This window comes from Microbacterium sp. USHLN272 (assembly GCF_037149655.1).
In the GTDB taxonomy this organism is placed as follows: Bacteria; Actinomycetota; Actinomycetes; order Actinomycetales; family Microbacteriaceae; genus Microbacterium; species Microbacterium galbinum.
The window spans coordinates 98811-116591 of sequence record NZ_JBBCRA010000004.1 but is presented as its reverse complement, the minus strand read 5'-3'; the positions used below and the strand labels follow the sequence as shown (position 1 = coordinate 116591).

Genomic DNA, 17781 nt, shown 5'->3' with positions numbered 1-17781 from the left:
AGACCCCGCGCACGCTGCTCGCGACGCTTCCGACCGGATCGTTCCCCGGCGTCGTCATCGCGCCGAGTCCGATGAGCCTAACGAGCACCCTCACTCCGGCGCGTGCGCCTCGAGGAATTCGTACACATCGGTCGTGTCGACGCCCGGGAACGATCCGGTCGGAAGCGTCGCGAGCAGCGTGCGCGGGGTCTTCACGTTCGGCCAGGAGTTGTCGCGCCAGCGCTCCTCGAGCTCGGCCGGGGCTCGACGGCAGCACACCTCGACCGAATGCTTCGAGACTCCGCGGTGGGGAGTGTCGCGTCCGACGAACCACTTGGTGTCGTCGAAGCGCACGCCCACGCTCACCGAGTGCAGCCCCTCGCTCGAGGCCTCGACCCTGGCCGTGCACCAGTAGGTGCCGTTGCCGGTGTCGGTGTACTGGTAGTAGGGATTGAAGCGGTCGTCCTCGTCGAACACCACCCGGCTGGTCCACCTGCGGCAGCACATCTGCCCTTCGATCGCCCCGAGGCGGTCGGCGGGGAAGTTCACGTCGTCGTTCTCGTACGCCTTCGTGATCGTGCCCGACTCGTGCACCTTGAGGAAGTGCACGGGGATGCCGAGGTGCCGCGTCGCGAGGTTCGTGAAGCGGTGCGCGGCCGTCTCGTACGAGACGGAGTAGGTGTCGCGCAGATCTTCGATCGAGATCGCCCGTCGCGCCTTCGCGTCGCGGAGCGCCGGGACGACGTGCGCCTCGGGGATCAGCAGCGCACCGGTGAGGTAGTTGGTCTCGACCCGCTGGCGCAGGAACTCGGCGTAGCTGCGCGGCTCGGAGTGCCCGAGGATGCGGCTCGACAGCGCCTGCAGCACCGCGGTGCGGGCGTCGCCCTTGGCCGGCACGCTGCTCGACAGGTACAGGCGCCCGTGCGCGAGATCGGCGACGCTGCGGGTGGTCTGCGGCAGATCAGGCGCGTAGTGCAGGGTGAAGCCGAGATAGGCGGCGATCTCGGATGCCGTGCGCTGAGTGAGAGGGCCGCCCGGGTGGCCGACCGCGTCGAGGATCTCGGCGGCCTTCTGCTCGAGGTCGGCGAAGTGGTTGTCCTGCCGGCGCATGAGGTGACGCAGTTCGACGTTCGCCCGCCGGGCCTCCTCCGGCGTCGCTGCCCGCTCGTCACGGAGTCGGTCGATCTCGCCGTGCAGCGCGAGCAGGGCGGTGAGCGCCTCGGTCGGCATCGACTTCGCGATACGGAAGGGCTCGATGCCGAGCGCCTGGAACGTCTGCCCCTTCATCGCGCGTTCGAGCGCGATCTCGATCGCACTGCGCTCGTCGAGCGGCTCGCCCTCGAGCAGAGCGTCGAGCGTCACCCCGAGGGCGCGCGCGATCGCCTGGAGCTGCGACAGCTTCGCCTCGCGCTTGCCCGTCTCGATCATCGACAGCTGACTCGGCGCACGATCGACCGCGGAGGCGAGGTCGTCGAGGGTCATCCCCCGCGCGGTGCGCAGACGGCGGATACGCCGCCCGATCGTGAGGGCGTCGGTCTCTTCTGCGGTTCCCGCCGGGGTCCCTGAGCCGGTCGAAGGGTCCATGACGGCGATTCTGTCACAGAAACAGAATTTCGACCGATCTTCACAGGGAACCCCGTCATCGAAGCATCCGTTCTTCACCCACAGTTGATCACACGCCACCCGGCACCGCCGCCGGATCGACCGAAGGAGACACCATGACGACGCACGCACCCCGCCCCGCAGGTCTGCGAGCCGGCGACCAGGTCCAGACCGCCGCCGAGCTCCAGGAGATCTGGGACACCGATCCCCGCTGGGACGGCGTCGAGCGCACCTACACCGCCGCCGACGTCATCCGCATCCGAGGGTCCATCCGCGAGGAGTCGACGCTCGCCCACCGCGGCGCCGAGAACCTCTGGAACCTGCTCCACACCGAGGACTACATCCGCGCACTCGGGGCCTACACCGGCGGCCAGGCCGTGCAGCAGGTGCGCGCCGGGCTCAAGGCGATCTACCTCTCGGGCTGGCAGGTCGCCGCCGACGGCAACCTCGCGGGCCAGACCTACCCCGACCAGTCGCTGTACCCGGCGAACTCGGTGCCGGCCGTCGTGCGCCGCATCAACAACGCGCTGCTGCGTCAGGACCAGCTCGAGCACGCCGAGGCCGCGGCGGGCGAAGGAGAGATCACGCAGGACTGGCTCGCCCCGATCGTCGCCGACGCCGAGGCCGGATTCGGCGGACCGCTCAACGCCTACGAACTCGCTCAGTCGCTGATCCAGGCCGGCGCCGCCGCGATCCACTGGGAGGACCAACTCGCGAGCGAGAAGAAGTGCGGCCACCTCGGCGGCAAGGTGCTCGTGCCCACCCAGCAGCACATCCGCACGCTGAACGCGGCGCGGCTCGCGGCCGACGTCGCGGGCGTCCCGACCGTCATCATCGCCCGAACGGATGCCCTCGCCGCCGACCTGCTCACCAGCGACGTCGACGAGCGCGACCAGGCGTTCACCACCGGCGAGCGCACGCCCGAGGGCTTCTACCGCGTGACGCCGGGCATCGACGCGGTCATCAGCCGCGGCCTGGCCTTCGCCCCCTACGCCGACCTGCTCTGGGTCGAGACGGGCGAGCCCGACATCGAGCTGGCGCGCGCCTTCGCCGCGGCGGTCCACGCCGAGTTCCCGGGCAAGCTGCTCGCCTACAACTGCTCACCCAGCTTCAACTGGAAGCGCCACCTGTCGGATGCCGAGATCGCGACGTTCCAGCAGGAGCTGGCCGACCTCGGCTACAAGTTCCAATTCATCACGCTGGCCGGCTTCCACGCCCTGAACTACTCCATGTTCGACCTCGCCCGCGGCTACGCCGATCGCGCCATGAGCGCGTACGTCGAGCTGCAGGAGGCCGAGTTCGCCGCCGAGGCCGACGGCTACACCGCCACCAAGCACCAGCGCGAGGCGGGCACCGGCTACTTCGACGTGATCTCCACGGCGCTCAACCCCGACAGCGCCACTCTCGCCCTCGCCGGCTCCACCGAGACCGCGCAGTTCCACTGACCCTCCCTCTTCACCGGGTTGCTGAGCCTGTCGAAGCACCCCACGAGACAAGGACCCATCATGACCATCACACCCCCCACCCCGACCCTGCAGGGTCCGGCGATCGAGATCACCGGTACGCTGCACGACCGCTACGACGAGATCCTCACGCCCGCGGCGATCGCTTTCCTCACCGAACTGCACCACCGGTTCGCGTCGCGCCGCCACGACCGGCTGGCCGACCGCATGCGCCGCCGCTTCGAGATCGGCAACGGGCACGACCCGCACTTCCGGGCCGACACGGCGCACATCCGCGACGACGCCTCGTGGCGCGTCGCCGGTGCCGGACCCGGCCTCGAGGACCGTCGCGTCGAGATCACCGGACCGACCGATCCGAAGATGACGATCAACGCCCTCAACTCGGGCGCGCGGGTCTGGCTCGCCGACCAGGAGGATGCCACGAGCCCCACCTGGAGGAACGTCGTCGAGGGCCAGCTGTCGCTGCGCGATGCGATCCGCGGCGAGCTGTCGTTCACGTCCCCCGAGGGCAAGGAGTACAGCGTCACCGCCGAGCGCACGCCGACCATCGTGATGCGTCCGCGCGGCTGGCACCTGCCCGAGAAGCACATCGCCTTCATCGACCGCGCGGGGCGCCGCACCGCGGCATCCGGATCGCTGGTCGACTTCGGCCTCTACTTCCTGCACAACGCGCAGGCGCTGATCGAGGCGGGACGCGGCCCGTACTTCTACATCGCGAAGCTCGAGTCGAGCGACGAGGCGAAGCTGTGGGACGACGTGTTCTCGTTCAGCGAGGAGTACATCGGTCTCCCCCACGGCACGATCCGCGCCACGGTGCTGATCGAGACCCTGCCGGCGGCGTTCGAGATGGACGAGATCCTCTACGAGCTGCGCGACCACTGCGCGGGCCTCAACGCCGGACGCTGGGACTACATCTTCTCGATCATCAAGAACTACCGGGGTCGCGGCGCCCGCTTCGTGCTGCCCGACCGCAGCGAGGTCACGATGACGGTGCCGTTCATGCGGGCGTACACCGAGCTGCTCGTGCAGACGTGCCACAAGCGCGGAGCATTCGCGATCGGCGGCATGAGCGCCTCGATCCCCAACCGCCGCGACCCCGAGGCCACGGCGCGCGCGATCGAGAAGGTCGCGGCCGACAAGAAGCGCGAGGCCGGCGACGGCTTCGACGGCACCTGGGTGGCGCACCCGGATCTCATCCCGACCGCGCAGGCCGAGTTCGACGCGGTGCTCGGCGACCGGCCCAACCAGGTCGAGCGGCAGCGCGACGACGTGCATGTGCAGGCATCCGATCTGATCGACCTGCACATCGGCCGACCGATCACGGCGAAGGGCGTGCGCGACAACGTGTCGGTCGCGATCCGCTACCTCGAGGCCTGGCTGCGGGGACTGGGCGCGGTGGCGATCGACAATCTCATGGAGGATGCCGCGACCGCCGAGATCAGCCGCTCGCAGGTGTGGCAGTGGATCCACCAGGACCGCACCACCGAGGACGGCACGGCGATCACCGCCGAGTACGTCGAGGAGCTCATCTCCGCCGTGCTGCGCGAGGCGACCCGCAGTGCCGACGACCGGTTCGACGACGCCGCGGAGATCTTCCGCGAGGTCGCGCTGCGCGAGGAGTTCCCCACCTTCCTGACGCTGGGCGCCTACGCCCGGTACCTCGACTGACGTCCTGACCGTGAGGAAGAGCGGATGCCGCGGCTGAACCGGCCGCGGCATCCGCTCTCGGGCGTAGCCTGAAGACATGACCGAGTTCTGGGGCGACATCGCGAGCGAGTTCCTGCACCTGTACCCGAACGGCGGGCGCCTGCTCGCGGTGGCGGGGGCGGATGCCGAGCGCTCGCGCCGCGCGGCCGACGATCTCGCCGCGGCGCTGACCGCGGCGGGACAGCGCGTCGAGCGGGCGCACTCCCCTGCCGGTGACGAGGACGCGCTGCGCACCGATGTGATCGCGCCGTTCCGCACCGACCGCAGCGACCGCGTGCTCGTCGTCTCGGGACCGGCCTCGCTCGTGAGCGCGAGCGCCCGCGGCCTCTGGAACTTCGCGATCTGGCAGCTCGCGGGCGACGAACAGCCGCACACCGCGGCATCCGTCATCGTCGACGTCACCGACCCGGATGCCCCGACCCGCCGCTTCGCGGACTACTGCGCCCTGCCCAGCGCCTTCGGCGCCTGACGTGAAAGCTCGCGCAGCGGATCAGGTGAACGACGCGGCGACCGAGTTGCGGTGGTAGTCGAACACGATGCTGGTGCGCGTGGAGGCGACGCTGCTCTGGGCCGAGAGGTGCTCCAGCACGAACTCGCGCATCTCCGAGGAGTCCGCCACCGCGATGTGCAGCAGGAAGTCGTCGTCACCGCCCAGGAAGAACACCTGGATCACCTGCGGCAGCGCGCGCACCCGGTCGGCGAACTCGACGATGCTCTCGCGGCGGGCGCTCGGGCGCAGGCTCACACCGATGATGGCCTGGAGGCCGGCGCCCAGCATCCGCTCGTCCACGCTCGCGTGGAACCCCGTGATCACGCCGCGCTCGATCAGCGAGCGCAACCGCGCGTGCGCCGTCGACGGGGCGACGCCGAGCGTGCCGGCGAGCTCGGCGTTGGTCATGCGGCCGTCCTCCGCGAGCAGCGCGACGATGCGCTGGTCGACCGGGTCGAGCGCGGGAGCCCGAAGAGTGTTCGGTCGATCCGGGGTCGTAGAGGTCTCCATGCGAATCATTATTCAGGATTCGGACGATTCGCGAATGATCTTCGTGGAATCTGTTGTCCTGCCGATGTTTCTGCGATCCTGTTCTGCAATAACCGCCCCTGAGCAGTGGAGTATCGATGAAGATCGGCGTGCCGACCGAGGTCAAGAACAACGAGAACCGCGTCGCGCTCACCCCCGCGGGCGCGGACCGTCTCGTCCACGAGGGACACCGCGTGCTCGTGCAGTCCGGCGCCGGACTCGGGTCGCGCATCGATGACGACGCCTACCGCGCCGTCGGCGCCGAGATCGTCGACACCGCCGCCGAGGCCTGGGGCGGGGCCGACCTCCTCCTCAAGGTCAAGGAGCCGATCGCGCAGGAGTACGGTTTCCTGCGCCCCGACCTCACCCTCTTCACGTACCTGCACCTCGCGGCCGACCGCCCGCTGACCGAGGCGCTCGTCGCCGCCGGCACCACCGCCGTCGCCTACGAGACCGTGCAGCTGCCCGACCGCAGCCTGCCGCTGCTGGTGCCCATGAGTGAGATCGCCGGCCGCCTGTCGGTGACGATGGGCTCGTACTCCCTGCTGCGCTCGAACGGTGGCCGCGGACTTCTGCTCGGCGGCATCGCGGGCACCCCGCGCGCCAAGACGGTCGTGATCGGCGGCGGCGTCGCGGGCGAGCACGCCGCAGCGAACGCCCTGGGCCTGGGCTCGCAGGTCACGGTCTTCGACATCTCGCTGCCGCGCCTGCGCGACCTCGAGCACCGCTACGGCGGCGCGCTCCAGACCCGCGCGTCGAGCCGCTACGACATCGCCGAGGAGCTCGCGACCGCCGACCTCGTGATCGGTTCGGTGCTCATCCCGGGCGCGGCCGCTCCCAAGCTCGTGACCGACGACATGGTGGCCGGCATGAAAGCCGGCTCGGTGCTCGTCGACATCGCGATCGACCAGGGCGGATGCTTCGAGGGTTCGCGCCCCACGACCCACGACGACCCCACCTTCGCGGTGCACGACTCGATCTACTACTGCGTCGCCAACATGCCCGGGGCCGTTCCCGAGACCGCGACCCGCGCGCTCACGAACGCGACCCTCCCCTACGTCTCGGCGATCGCCGGGAAGGGCTGGGCGCAGGCATCCGCCGACGACGCATCGCTCGCGAAGGGCCTGAACGTGCAGGGCGGGCGCATCACCCTCGACGCGGTCGCCCGCGCGCACGGCCTCTGAGCCTCCTCCACTCTCGTGAGGGGTCACGACACGCCCTCCGCGCACGCCTCGACGGGGCGTGTTGCGACCTCTCACCGGGTTCCCCCGTGGCAAGAACGCACGATCTTGCTCGCGTCGCGGCCCGCACAACGCCCGCGCCCCCGAGTACGCTCGTAATCGTGACCGAACGCGCTCCTCTCTCCCGCAAACTGTCCGCGATCGCCGAGTCCGCGACCCTCAAGGTCGACGCGAAGGCCAAGGCGCTGAAGGCGGAGGGCAAGCCCGTCATCTCGTATGCCGCTGGCGAGCCCGACTTCGCGACGCCGCAGTTCATCGTGGATGCCGCGGCCGAGGCCCTGGCCGACCCCGCGAGCTACCGCTACACGCCCGCCGCCGGCCTCCCGGCGCTGCGCGAGGCGATCGCAGCGAAGACGCTGCGCGACTCGGGTCTCGAGGTCTCGCCGAGCCAGGTGCTCGTGACCAACGGCGGCAAGCAGTCGGTCTACCAGGCGTTCCAGACCGTGGTGAACCCCGGCGACGAGGTGCTGCTGCCGGCGCCGTACTGGACCACGTACCCCGAGGCGATCCGTCTCGCCGACGGCACGCCCGTCGAGGTGTTCGCGGGTGCCGACCAGGACTACAAAATCACGGTCGCGCAGCTCGAGGCCGCCCGCACCCCGCGCACGACCGCGCTCGTCTTCGTGTCGCCGTCGAACCCCACCGGGTCGGTGTACACCGCCGAGGAGACGAAGGCGATCGGCGAGTGGGCCCTCGAGCACGGCATCTGGGTGATCAGCGACGAGATCTACCAGAACCTCACGTACGAGGGAACCGCGGCGGTCTCGATCGTCGAGGCGGTCCCCGAGGTCGCCGGCCAGACGATCCTCGTCAACGGCGTCGCGAAGACCTACGCCATGACGGGCTGGCGCGTGGGCTGGATGGTCGGCCCGGCCGACGCGATCAAGATCGCCGGCAACCTGCAGTCGCACCTGACGAGCAACGTCAACAACGTCGCACAGAAGGCCGCGATCGCCGCACTCAACGGACCGCAGACCGAGGCCGGGCAGATGCGCGAAGCCTTCGACCGCCGTCGCCGGCTCATCGTCTCGGAGCTCTCGAAGATCGAGGGCGTCGTCGTGCCGAACCCCCTCGGCGCCTTCTACGTGTACCCCGATGTGCAGGGGCTCCTCGGCCGCACCTGGGGCGGCGTCACGCCGACCACGTCGCTCGAGCTCGCCGACCTCATCCTCGAGCAGGCCGAGGTCGCGGTCGTCCCGGGCGAGGCCTTCGGCCCGAGCGGCTACCTGCGCCTGTCGTACGCGCTCGGCGACGACGCGCTGCTCGAAGGCATCCAGCGCCTGCAGCGCCTGTTCGCCTCCTGAGGCATCCGGGTGTCACCCGGAGGAGCCTCACTCCTCCGGGTGGTACCCGATCAACCAGCGGATGCCGTAGCGATCCACGAGCGACCCGTCGACGTCACCCCACGGGCGGGTGGTCAAGGGCGAGATGACCCGACCCTCTGCGGCGAGCGCGTCGAACCAGCGCGTGAGGGTGCCGGCATCCGCCGTTCCCAGCAGCGAGAAGAACATCCCGCCCATCTGCACCGCGTCGTCGTCGGCCCCGGCATCCGCCCCGGCGAGCTCGACGACCCCGCGCAGCATGCCGTGCCCGATCGCGTCGGCCGGGCCGTCGTGGCGACCGAGCTCGGCGTAGTCGAAGAGCTGGAGTTCGCCACCGAAGATGCCCTGGTAGTGAGCGAAGGCCTCCGCGGCGTTGCCGGGGAAGAGGAGGTAGGGGATGAGTCCGCTCATCCCGCGAGTGTACTGCGGTAGCGTCGCGGCTTGCCCTCGCCGAGGTCGATCACCCGCGCCACGGCGGTGACCTCGACCGGCACCGCCAGCAGCGCGGCGAGCGCCGCCTCGATCGCCGCGGCGTCTCCCCCGGCGATCGTCGCGTGCACGACCCCGTCGTCACCCTGCACGACCGACCACCCCTCGGCGCCGTGCGCCTGCAGGTGCTGGGTGAGGTCGACGCTGGCGACGAGCGCCCCGTCGCCCGCGCGGAAACGGGTGTTCTCCCGCCCCTCGAGGTCGGCGATCCCCACCGCGCCGTCGGGCAGCCGCACGAGCCGCCCGTAGTCGCCGGTGCGGTAGCGCACCAGGGGCAGCAACGGGTTCTCCCCCGCGGTCACCGTGATCTCGCCGACCTCTCCGTCGGGCACCGCGACGTCGCGCCGCGGATCGAGCACCTCGACGAGGACCCGACGATCGAGCACCCGGAACGCGCCGTCGTCGGCGCGCGCGGCGATCGGCCGGGTCTCGTGCAGCCCGTAGACGTCGATCACGGGGCACCCGAACGCATGCTCCAACCGCGCGCGCAGCGGGGCCGACAACGCCATCGCCCCCGAGAAGATCACCGAGGGATGCAGCACCCCGTCGAGCCCCGCATCGACGAGCTCGGCGAGGCTGGTCGGGTGCCCGCTCAGGATCTGCGGGTCGGCGTCGGCGAGGAACCGTCGTCGGGCGTCGGCATCCGGCCACGCCGACACGTGCAGGTTGAGCCGGGCCATCGCGCGGTGGGCGAAGCTGCTGATCACCGAGACGTAGGTGAACGCCTGGCGTTGGAAGACGAGGTTCGCGACCGCCATCCGCTCACCGTCGTCGCTGACGGTCGCGCCCTGCTGTGCGGCGAGCGCGCGCAGCAGGTGGAACCCGCGTGCGACCTCCTCGACGTCGTCGGGGATCAGCAGGGCGGCACCGGTCGACCCCGAGCTCGTACCGTGCAGCATCCGTCCGAGGTCGGCGTCGAGCGGCACGTGCGCACCGAGGTCGGCGACGAGGTCGCTGCGGCGGGTGGTCGGGTAGTCGGCGAGCGCGGCATCCGCAGGCATCGCGCGATGCCTCAGCGTGCGGCGAACCGCGGCCAGGTGATCGGCGAGCCATCCATCCGTCGGGAGCGGATGCCGTACCCGCTCGACCTGCGCGGCGCTCAGCCGGTCACCGGTCGCGTGCGTCCACTGCGGGGCGTCGGGATGCCGTCGCCACCGGGTGAGGCGGGCGGCCCCCGCATCGTCGAGGGTCGGCCAGCGCTCGGCATCCGTGAGCACCGCTGCCGCCCCGGGTGCGTACTCGGCGAGTGCGAGCGGATCGATGGCGTCGGGGTCGTCGGGAACGCCGACCCCCTCGGCGTCACTCACTGGAGTACCGGGCCGCCGCCTCCTTGCGACGCGCCTCCTGCAGCTTGCGGGCGATCTCGGCGCGATGCCGGTGCCCCTCGTAGGCGTCCGCAAGCGCCTTGTCGCGGGCGAGGGAATCGACCGCGGCGAGCAGCGACGAGGCGGTCTGCGCGTCTTCCCCGTCCGGCAGGTATCCGCGCCAGAGCAGGAACGTGCGCGCCGCCTCGATGCGCCGCTCGTCGTCGGAGATCCAGCTCAGCGGGTCGGACACGGGGGCGAGCCGCAGTGCGAGCGCATCGACCGCGAGGGCAGCGCCGCCCCCTCCCACCGGGGAGGAGAACGGGGCGACGAGTTCTTCACTCGCGACGATCCAGAGCGCGATCGCCGCTCCCCGGCGCACGCGCTCATCGCCGGCGAAGCGCACGCAGGCCGGCGCCATCCCGAGCACGTCACCCGCGAGCGCGCGCACGGAGACGCGGTCGTCGAGGAACATCTGCGGCACCGCCGAGAGCCGGGCGGCGATCGCGTCGAGTGCGGGGCCCGGGCGGGCGCGCGTCCACGCCTCCTGCTCCCCGCCGGACCGCTCGCTCCAGGCCGCGAGCAGCTCTTCCGTCGACGCCTGCTCGTTCTCCGCCCGCTCAGCCTCAGCCATGCAGTCGCTCCGCGAGGGCGGCGCAGGCCGCGGGGGCATCGTCCATGCTCGACAGGTACACCACGTCGTACCCGTCGCGCCGGGCGAGGTCGGAGACGCGGTGGAGTCGGTCCATGAGCACGAGCGTACCCGTGGTGAGCTTCTCCCTCACCGCCCGGGCGACGCCCGCGAAGGGCTCGTTCCCGACGCCGAACATCGACACGAGCCCGTCGTCGGAGAGCACCACGACATGGCGCTGCACCTCCTCGGTCACGCGCGGGAGAGCCGCGTAGCGGGAGCCGTACAGATCGAGCGGGAACGAAGTGCCGCCGCCGAAGAACACGCAGAGGGCGCCGACGATCTCGGCGGGGTCGCGGCTGGCGCGCTCCATGCCCGCGACTTGCCCGGCGGCGGAGAAACTGGTCACGCGCACGCGCCCGCCGCCGCGGAGCACCGACAGCGCGAGGATCGTGCCGGCCAGCACGGCCGGAGACCCGGCGCGGGGGTTGCGCATCGACCCGGACGAGTCGATGTAGAGGTCGATCTCGATGCTCGTCTCGCGCACGACCGGGTCGTCGTCCAGTTCCGAGCGGCGCCGCGTGGTCACCCCGGGGATGACCCGACCGCCGCGCAGGGTGGCGGCCCAGTCGATGTCGCCGATCGCGTCTCCGGTCTCCCACAGTTCGAGCGGCCCGGGGAGCCCTCCCGCGGGCTGCGCCGGCGCGCGCCGCGTGTAGGGGCGCACCCGACTCGCGGCCTCGGTGCGGTACCAGGCCGCGAGCACCTCGGCCTGATCGAGGTCGGAGTAGAGCCCCAGCGTGCGGGCGACGTCGAGGCGCTGTCCGGGCTGCGACGACGCGTCGTCGTCAGGCTCCACCGCCTCCGCCGCCCCCGGATGCGCCGGGAGGTCGCCGCGCAGACGCTGATCCGCGAGGATGCGGCCGAGTTCCTCGGCGCTCGGCCCCTTCTCGTCCGCCGCGCAGCCGACCCCGCCGACGGTGGGCACCTCGCGCGCGGCATCCTGCCGTTCGGCGATGTAGGGCGCCGCGATCACCCCGAACCGCACCGCACCCGACACCGGGTCGGCGCCGAACGTGCGCACCGCATCGGCGACCAGCGCGGCATCGACGACGGGATTCGTCGTGCGCGCGCCGGCGAGCTCGGCGGCGATGCGCGCGCTCTCGGCCTTGCGCTCGCGCAGGATGCGCTCCTTCTCGCGATGCCTCTCGGCGATCGTGTCGAGCGGCGGCAGCTGTTCGTGCGCGACGGCGGGCGGCGGGGCGGGCGGGGCGTCGATCGCGCAGAGCGTGCCGGCCGGCAGCCGCCACAGGATCTCGTAGGCGCGGCAGTACACCCACCACAGCCGATCGGCGCTGCCCGCGGGGGCGGGGTACAGCACACGACCGAGACGGATGATCCCCGGCTCGCCCGCGGCATCCGCCTCGGCCCGCTGCAACTGCGCGAGCCGGGTGTTGACGAGCAGATCGTTCCAGAGGTTGGCGAGCAGGCCGATATCGGATGCCGCGGGTGCGCGCGACGAGACCGCGGCGAGCGCGCGTGCCATCTGATGCCGCACCTTCAGCCCGTCGATCCGGGTGCTCGGGGCGAGCACGTGGTGTCCGACCTCATGCGCCAGCATGCTCCAGAGCTCGTCGGCGAGGCCGCGGCCCGCGAGGTAGTCGGGGTCGATCGAGACGGACGGTGGGAAGGTGAACCAGGCGGGCGCCCCGGCTTTCGCGTGCGCACCGGGCAGCACGATCGGGTCGTTCAGTCGTACACCCCACAGCGAGAGCGCGCGCTCCCAGGCCGCGCGCACGGTCTCGTCGACCGCTGCGCGGGGAACCTTTCCCGTCCTCACGCGGCGTCTCGCACGTGCACCCAGGCGAGGTGGGTGTCGGGCCCGATGACGACGCTCACGCCGTCGGTTGCGGGTGCGGAGGCCGCAGCTTCGGGCTCGACGGATGCCGTGAGCCGGGCGCCCCATACGTCGGCGTCGAGACGCCACCACTCCCCCGCGACGAGGATCGCGAACGCTCCGGCATCCGCGAGGCGCACGACCCGGTCCGGCGGACGGATCCACGCGCCGCCGACGCCGCGGAACCCTCCGGTCGCGAGCACGTAACCGCGCTCGTCCGCACGCCCGGGCCACCAGAACCGGTCGGTGCGCTGCCGGCGCAGGAATGCTTCGAGCAGGTCGATGCCGATCCCGAGGGTCGCGGCGGCCGCGCGCCGCTCGTCCGCCGGCTCGATGCGTTCGAGCCGGGTCAGGGCGTCGTCGCGCAGAGCCAGGGCGCCGGACCGCCACGCCGCGATCGCGACGAGGTCGAGGGCGCGCTCGCGACCGGCCGCCGCATCCGCATCCTCCGCGAGTCCCGCCGCGAGCGCTCGGACGAACAGCCCCACCTCGCCGTGCGCACGGCGCACTCCCTCGATCGCAGCGGCGATGTCGAGTCCCCCGGCCGTCAGGTCGGGCGGCGAGGCGGGCGGGAAGGAGTCCCGCGCATTCGCGAGCTGCAGCGGGCGGCGGATCACCCGCGGGTCTCCTGCCAGCGGGCGAACGCGGTGTAGCGCTGGTGCAGGTACTTGAGCGCGATCACGTCGTCGAAGTCGCGGCCGTAGAGCTTGCCGACGCCGGCGATGCGGCGAAGCTGCGCTTCGATCGCGGTGATCCGGCGCGAGACGTCGAGGGCCGACACACCGTCGAGTCCTCGGTCGAGTTCGCCGAGGAGGGCGGCCACCGGGTCGTCGGCATCGCGGCCGAGCATGTCGTACTGGCGGCACGACTGCACGAACAGGTCGTTCAGCCAGCTCACGGTGTCGGTGGCGAGTTCGCGCTCGGCACCCACGTCGAAGCGCGGGTGGGTGTCGTTGGGCAGCAGTTTTCCCCGCAGCACGAAGGGCAGGATCGCGGCGATGTCGGCGAGCTCGACGGCATCCGCTCCCCGGAACCAGGCCATCGCCTTCGCGTACAGGATGAGGGTCTGCAGCGCGCGCACCGAGAGGCCGTTGCGCGTCTGGGCGCCGAGGTCGACCTCGAGGTCGGCGCCGCTGTTCGCCTCGATGACCTCGCCGACGCTGCCGCCCGCGGTCGTCACGACGTCTTTCGTGCGGTACTCGAAACGGCGTCCGCCGTGCTGCACGAACTCGAAGTGGCTGAGGAAGAACCGCAGGCGGTGGCGCACGCCGTCGGGGATCGGCACGGCGCGGATCAGGGCGCGCATCCGCTCCTGTTCGGCCGCATCGAAGCGCAGTTCCGTCGGCACGTGCTCCTCGGGCTTCTCCCCCGCCTCGACCCGCGTGATGAGCTCGTCGAGGAAGCGGCTGTTGAAGCCGGCGGCCTGCACCGTGACGTCCATGCGGTCTCGAAGCGCCTGGATCACCGGGAACGTTCCGCCACCCGCGTCGTCGTTCGCGGTGAAGAACCAGCTCTCGACGCCACCGTTCGGTGCGGTGCGCCGCATCTGGTCATGGCTCTCGACGTACCCCTCGGCGACCATCGTCAGCAGCGCCGACTGCGTCTTGGTGGGTATGCGGTTGTACTCGTCGATGATCTTCACCGGGAGGCCGAGCCAGTCGCGCCACGCGATGCGGATGTCGCTGAGCTTCTCGGCCTCGACGAGGTCGCGCGGCAGCGGGATGCCCACGAGGTCGCTCACCGTGAGCTGCGGCTGCCCCTGCTGCACGGCCCGGCGCACGTCGTCGGCCCCGGTGCCGGCGAGCACGCCCATGAGCACGGCGACCGTCGTCTTGCCGCGCCCCGGCCCGCCGATCAGGAGGCACTTGCCGCCGACCGCGAACGTGAGCAGTGGCAGCAGCACGTTCGACGAGAAGGATGCCTGAGTGGGCAACGAGACCTTGGCATCGGCGTCGCCGAGCGCGATCGAGAGCGGGTCGCCGTGCGAGAACTCGATGTCGTAGTACGGGGAGATGACGGCCCGATTGACCATCCAGTAGTAGGCCTGGCGCAGCTTCTCGTCGAGGGGCACCGCGGTCGCCGCCGCTGCCGGGCGGAAGAGCTCCTCGGCGGTCATCTGCCCGACGCCGTGATCGGCTCCCGGGTTGGTGGGCGATGCGGACACGCGGCTCCAGCGATCGGACATGCGATCATCCTACGGGCGGCGGCTCAGGGTCTCCCGTCGCCCTCTCCGGTCCGACCGCCCGCCCCGTGCGCGTCCGCGCGGTTCGTTGCCGACTCGTGCGCAGCCGCGCCGTACGCAGCCGACCCGTGCGCGGCCGCGCGCTGCAGGGCGCGCTGCTCGTCCATCGGGCGCGCCTCGAGCGGGATCGCGAAGCTGAGGTGCGCGGCCAGCAGCGGTTCGAGAGCGGATGCCGCGGCCTGCACGCGCGCCGGCACGTCGCCGCGCACCTCGAGCCAGGGCACCGGCTGCGCGGCGAGGACATCGCGGAAGCGCTGCTGCATGTCGTGGCGGATGTGCTCGCCGTCGCGCATGCCGTCCTGTTCGAACGGGATCTCGTCGCCCGTGAGCACGTAGAGGAGGGGGCGGTGGCCGTCGGCGGCGCGGTGCAGGCGCTCGGCGACCGTGCCGACGTAGCGCTCGTGCCAGAGCGCGGTCGCGAGCACATCGGTGTCGCACACCAGCACCGGGCGCGGCACACGGCGCAGCGCCCGCTCCTCGATGGCGATCTGCCGGTCGACGATGAGGTCGAACTCGTCGCTGCGCCAGGGGGCCTCGAGCCCGCCCTCGCGCACCTCGGAGTGCTCCCGCCCGTACTCGGGCACCCACAGCGTGCCGAGGTGCGCGGCCAGCGCCTCGGCGAGCGTCGTCGACCCGGTCGACTCGGCGCCGAGCACCACGACCCGGGGAGTGAGCGACGCCCGCACGGCCGGCGCGAGCTCGTGCCAGAGCGCCGCGGGGTCGGCGCGGATCGCCGTGCCCGACACCGGGTTGATCCGTCGACCCTCGTCGATGCGGACCCAGTGGGCCCCGAGGCGCTGCGCGAGTTCTCCGCCGTACGCGTCGCACGAGTAGACGGTGTCGACGGGTCCGTCGAGCAGCGACTCGATCACGGCGAGGTGCTCGCGCCACGCGGCATCCGATCCGAAGTCCACCGGGGCGTCGTCCATCGCCGCCACGACCCGCGCGCCGGGGTGCGATTCACGGATCCAGTCGGCGCGCGTCTCGAGCGGGATCGATTCGACGGATGCTCCGAGCACCTGCACGGTGACGCGCTCGCTGCGCCGTTCGGCCTCGCGGATGAGGTGCGAATGCCCGCTGTGGAACGGATAGAACTTGCCGATCACGAGCCCGTGGCCCTCACGGCGCGGTGCGGCGGCCGTCACGCGGGCGCCTCGACGCGTTCGCGCTCCCGCTCGTCGGCCGCCACTCGGCGCCACGAGGTGAAGCCGAACACGCACAGGCCGATGAAGAGCAGGTACAGCGCGGCGATGACCCACAGCCCGGTGACGATCGAGATGCCGATGATCACGACGTCGACGCCGATCCAGACGAACCAGTTCTGGATCCACTTGCGGTTGAGCATGTACTGCGCGACGAGGCTCGCCGAGGTGGTGAGCGCATCCGCGACCGCGACCTCCGAGTCGGTGAACGACGTGAGCACCCACACCAGCACAGCGGCACCGGCGATCCCCGCGAGCACCAGCCACGGCACCGCCCGGCGCGGAGTGCTCGCGATGTAGGTGCGACTCTGTTCCTCACCCCGCGTCCACCGCCACCAGCCGTGCACGCCCATCACGAGGTAGACCGCCTGCAGGCCGGCGGCGGCGTAGACACCCGCGCCGAGGAAGACGACGAAGAGCACGACGTTGTTGGCGATGCCGATCGGATACGTCCACACGTTGCGGAGCCCCGCCAGGAGCACGCAGACCGCGCCGGTCACGAAACCGAGCACCTGCTGCCACTCGGCGATCAGCCAGTCGAGCACGACGGGCCTAGAGCTCGACGCCGACGAGAACCGGCTCGGGCTGCAGCACGAGACCGAACTCGCTGTGCACCCGGCTCTGGATGAAGCGCGCGAGCTCGGCGACCTCCGCGGCGGTCGCGCCGCCCCGGTTCGTGAGGGCGAGCGCGTGCTTGGTCGACACCGAGGCGCGCGAACGCGGCAGCTTGAATCCCTTGCGGATGCCGGCCTGCTCGATGAGCCACGCGGCGCTGACCTTGACGTCGGCCGCTTCGCGCGCCGGTGCCGGGATCAGACCTCCGTAGGACGCGAGCGGGATGACGGTGACGGTGTCGAGATCCGGTGAGACCGGCCAGCGCGGACACTCCGGCGGGAGGGCGCGGGCGACGGACTCCGTGACGATCGCGTTCTGGAAGAACGATCCGACGCCGTGCGTGTCGGGATCGACCCGGTCCCACAGCATCCCCTTCGAGGCGCGCGTGGCGAGGATGCGCTCGCGCACCCACGACAGCGGGACGGGGGCGTCGTCGCCGAGGGTCAGCGCCCGGCGCAGCTGCTCACCGCGCACGATGCGCTCCCGCGCGACCAGCAGATCGACCGTGATCGACAGGATCACGGCCCGCCGCTCGGGCTCGCTGCCGTAGTGGTGCTTGAGCACCGAGGTGCGGAACCCGAGGCCCAGCTCGGAGGCGGGGACCGTCGAGATCTCACCGGTCGCCGCGTCGATCAGCTCGACCTCGACCAGGGTCTCCTGGATCTCCTGCCCGTACGCCCCGATGTTCTGCACGGGAGCGGCCCCGACGGTGCCGGGGATGCCGCTCATCGCCTCGAGCCCGGCGTAGCCGTGTTCGACCGCGTACGCGACGAGTTCGTCCCACCCGTGGCCCGCCTGGGCGCGCAGCCGGATGCGGCCCTCGTGCGGCGAGGGCAGCTCGTCGATGCCGCGGGTGAGCACCCGGATGACGGTGCCCTCGAACTGCTCGTCGCCGACGAAGAGGTTCGAGCCTCCGCCGAGCACGAACCACTCGTCGCCGCGCGACCATGTCTCGCGGAGCGCGCTGACGAGCCCCTCGGCGGTCGTGGCGTCGAGCATCCGCTCGGGCGCACCGCCCGTGGCGATCGTGGTGAGCGCGGAAAGCGGGATCGGCGTGATCTCGTGCACC

Annotated in this window: 16 protein-coding genes; 5 read left to right on the top strand and 11 right to left on the bottom strand. The window is 71.5% G+C overall.

All coding sequences use genetic code 11. The features are described 5' to 3' along the window. Window positions 1-90 precede the first annotated feature (90 nt). Window positions 91-1563 carry an XRE family transcriptional regulator gene (locus WFJ97_RS16240; RefSeq protein WP_247634116.1) on the bottom strand — a complete coding sequence of 491 codons (1473 nt, stop codon included), beginning with the start codon at window positions 1561-1563 and terminating at the stop codon, window positions 91-93. 134 nt (window positions 1564-1697) lie between these two features. Between WFJ97_RS16240 and aceA the strand changes: the two genes are divergently transcribed. The 3 genes from aceA to WFJ97_RS16225 all read left to right on the top strand — a co-directional run bounded on the left by aceA (window position 1698) and on the right by WFJ97_RS16225 (window position 5220). Continuing rightward, window positions 1698-3026, top strand: coding sequence for an isocitrate lyase (gene aceA, locus WFJ97_RS16235; RefSeq protein ID WP_247625142.1), 1329 nt, complete (start codon window positions 1698-1700; stop codon window positions 3024-3026). 60 nt (window positions 3027-3086) lie between these two features. Beyond that, complete coding sequence (gene aceB, locus WFJ97_RS16230; protein ID WP_336642239.1) at window positions 3087-4712, top strand: malate synthase A; 1626 nt, start codon at window positions 3087-3089, stop codon at window positions 4710-4712. Window positions 4713-4788: 76 nt separating this feature from the next. After that, window positions 4789-5220, top strand: coding sequence for a hypothetical protein (locus WFJ97_RS16225; protein WP_336642238.1), 432 nt, complete (start codon window positions 4789-4791; stop codon window positions 5218-5220). Between the two features lie 21 nt (window positions 5221-5241). Here WFJ97_RS16225 and WFJ97_RS16220 read toward each other — a convergent pair whose 3' ends face one another. Beyond that, window positions 5242-5760 carry an Lrp/AsnC family transcriptional regulator gene (locus WFJ97_RS16220; protein WP_247625146.1) on the bottom strand — a complete coding sequence of 173 codons (519 nt, stop codon included), beginning with the start codon at window positions 5758-5760 and terminating at the stop codon, window positions 5242-5244. A gap of 107 nt (window positions 5761-5867) precedes the next feature. Between WFJ97_RS16220 and ald the strand changes: the two genes are divergently transcribed. After that, window positions 5868-6953: an alanine dehydrogenase gene (ald, locus tag WFJ97_RS16215; RefSeq protein WP_336642237.1), complete on the top strand. Its 1086-nt coding sequence runs from the start codon at window positions 5868-5870 to the stop codon at window positions 6951-6953. 158 nt (window positions 6954-7111) lie between these two features. Beyond that, window positions 7112-8314, top strand: a complete 1203-nt coding sequence (locus tag WFJ97_RS16210) for a pyridoxal phosphate-dependent aminotransferase (protein ID WP_336642236.1) — start codon at window positions 7112-7114, stop codon at window positions 8312-8314. A 27-nt stretch (window positions 8315-8341) separates the two neighbouring features. Here WFJ97_RS16210 and WFJ97_RS16205 read toward each other — a convergent pair whose 3' ends face one another. Genes WFJ97_RS16205 through WFJ97_RS16165 form a run of 9 tightly spaced genes read right to left on the bottom strand, consistent with a single transcriptional unit; the run spans window position 8342 to window position 17780 of the window. Then, window positions 8342-8743, bottom strand: coding sequence for a VOC family protein (locus WFJ97_RS16205; RefSeq protein ID WP_336642235.1), 402 nt, complete (start codon window positions 8741-8743; stop codon window positions 8342-8344). After that, the gene (locus WFJ97_RS16200) at window positions 8740-10128 is read right to left on the bottom strand and encodes an AMP-binding protein (protein WP_336642234.1); all 1389 of its coding nucleotides are present in this window, start codon (window positions 10126-10128) and stop codon (window positions 8740-8742) included. Before WFJ97_RS16200 ends, WFJ97_RS16205 begins: the two co-directional genes overlap by 4 nt. Next, on the bottom strand, window positions 10121-10759 hold the full coding sequence (locus tag WFJ97_RS16195; RefSeq protein WP_336642233.1) for a phosphohydrolase: 639 nt from the start codon (window positions 10757-10759) through the stop codon (window positions 10121-10123). Before WFJ97_RS16195 ends, WFJ97_RS16200 begins: the two co-directional genes overlap by 8 nt. Then, complete coding sequence (locus WFJ97_RS16190) at window positions 10752-12596, bottom strand: VWA domain-containing protein (protein ID WP_336642232.1); 1845 nt, start codon at window positions 12594-12596, stop codon at window positions 10752-10754. The genes WFJ97_RS16195 and WFJ97_RS16190 overlap by 8 nt, the downstream gene beginning before the upstream one ends. Continuing rightward, a complete protein-coding gene (locus WFJ97_RS16185; RefSeq protein WP_336642231.1) occupies window positions 12593-13270 on the bottom strand; it encodes a potassium transporter Kef in 678 nt (225 codons plus the stop codon). Before WFJ97_RS16185 ends, WFJ97_RS16190 begins: the two co-directional genes overlap by 4 nt. Continuing rightward, entirely contained in the window at window positions 13267-14838 is a 1572-nt protein-coding gene (locus WFJ97_RS16180; RefSeq protein WP_336642230.1) for an AAA family ATPase, read from the bottom strand. The genes WFJ97_RS16185 and WFJ97_RS16180 overlap by 4 nt, the downstream gene beginning before the upstream one ends. A gap of 23 nt (window positions 14839-14861) precedes the next feature. Continuing rightward, on the bottom strand, window positions 14862-16040 hold the full coding sequence (locus tag WFJ97_RS16175) for an AAA family ATPase (RefSeq protein WP_336642229.1): 1179 nt from the start codon (window positions 16038-16040) through the stop codon (window positions 14862-14864). Continuing rightward, complete coding sequence (gene pnuC, locus WFJ97_RS16170; protein ID WP_247956744.1) at window positions 16037-16642, bottom strand: nicotinamide riboside transporter PnuC; 606 nt, start codon at window positions 16640-16642, stop codon at window positions 16037-16039. Before pnuC ends, WFJ97_RS16175 begins: the two co-directional genes overlap by 4 nt. A gap of 7 nt (window positions 16643-16649) precedes the next feature. Then, the gene (locus WFJ97_RS16165; protein ID WP_247625277.1) at window positions 16650-17780 is read right to left on the bottom strand and encodes a UDP-N-acetylmuramate dehydrogenase; all 1131 of its coding nucleotides are present in this window, start codon (window positions 17778-17780) and stop codon (window positions 16650-16652) included. Window position 17781 lies beyond the last annotated feature (1 nt).

What these genes read in the sequence shown, in the direction of transcription:
- WFJ97_RS16220 (WP_247625146.1), bottom strand. Translation starts at nt 5,760, where the DNA reads ATGATTCGCATGGAGACCTCTACGACCCCGGATCGACCGAACACTCTT.
- aceA (WP_247625142.1), top strand. Translation starts at nt 1,698, where the DNA reads ATGACGACGCACGCACCCCGCCCCGCAGGTCTGCGAGCCGGCGACCAG.
- WFJ97_RS16195 (WP_336642233.1), bottom strand. Translation starts at nt 10,759, where the DNA reads ATGGCTGAGGCTGAGCGGGCGGAGAACGAGCAGGCGTCGACGGAAGAG.
- aceB (WP_336642239.1), top strand. Translation starts at nt 3,087, where the DNA reads ATGACCATCACACCCCCCACCCCGACCCTGCAGGGTCCGGCGATCGAG.
- WFJ97_RS16180 (WP_336642230.1), bottom strand. Translation starts at nt 14,838, where the DNA reads ATGTCCGATCGCTGGAGCCGCGTGTCCGCATCGCCCACCAACCCGGGA.
- WFJ97_RS16205 (WP_336642235.1), bottom strand. Translation starts at nt 8,743, where the DNA reads ATGAGCGGACTCATCCCCTACCTCCTCTTCCCCGGCAACGCCGCGGAG.
- ald (WP_336642237.1), top strand. Translation starts at nt 5,868, where the DNA reads ATGAAGATCGGCGTGCCGACCGAGGTCAAGAACAACGAGAACCGCGTC.
- WFJ97_RS16240 (WP_247634116.1), bottom strand. Translation starts at nt 1,563, where the DNA reads ATGGACCCTTCGACCGGCTCAGGGACCCCGGCGGGAACCGCAGAAGAG.
- WFJ97_RS16225 (WP_336642238.1), top strand. Translation starts at nt 4,789, where the DNA reads ATGACCGAGTTCTGGGGCGACATCGCGAGCGAGTTCCTGCACCTGTAC.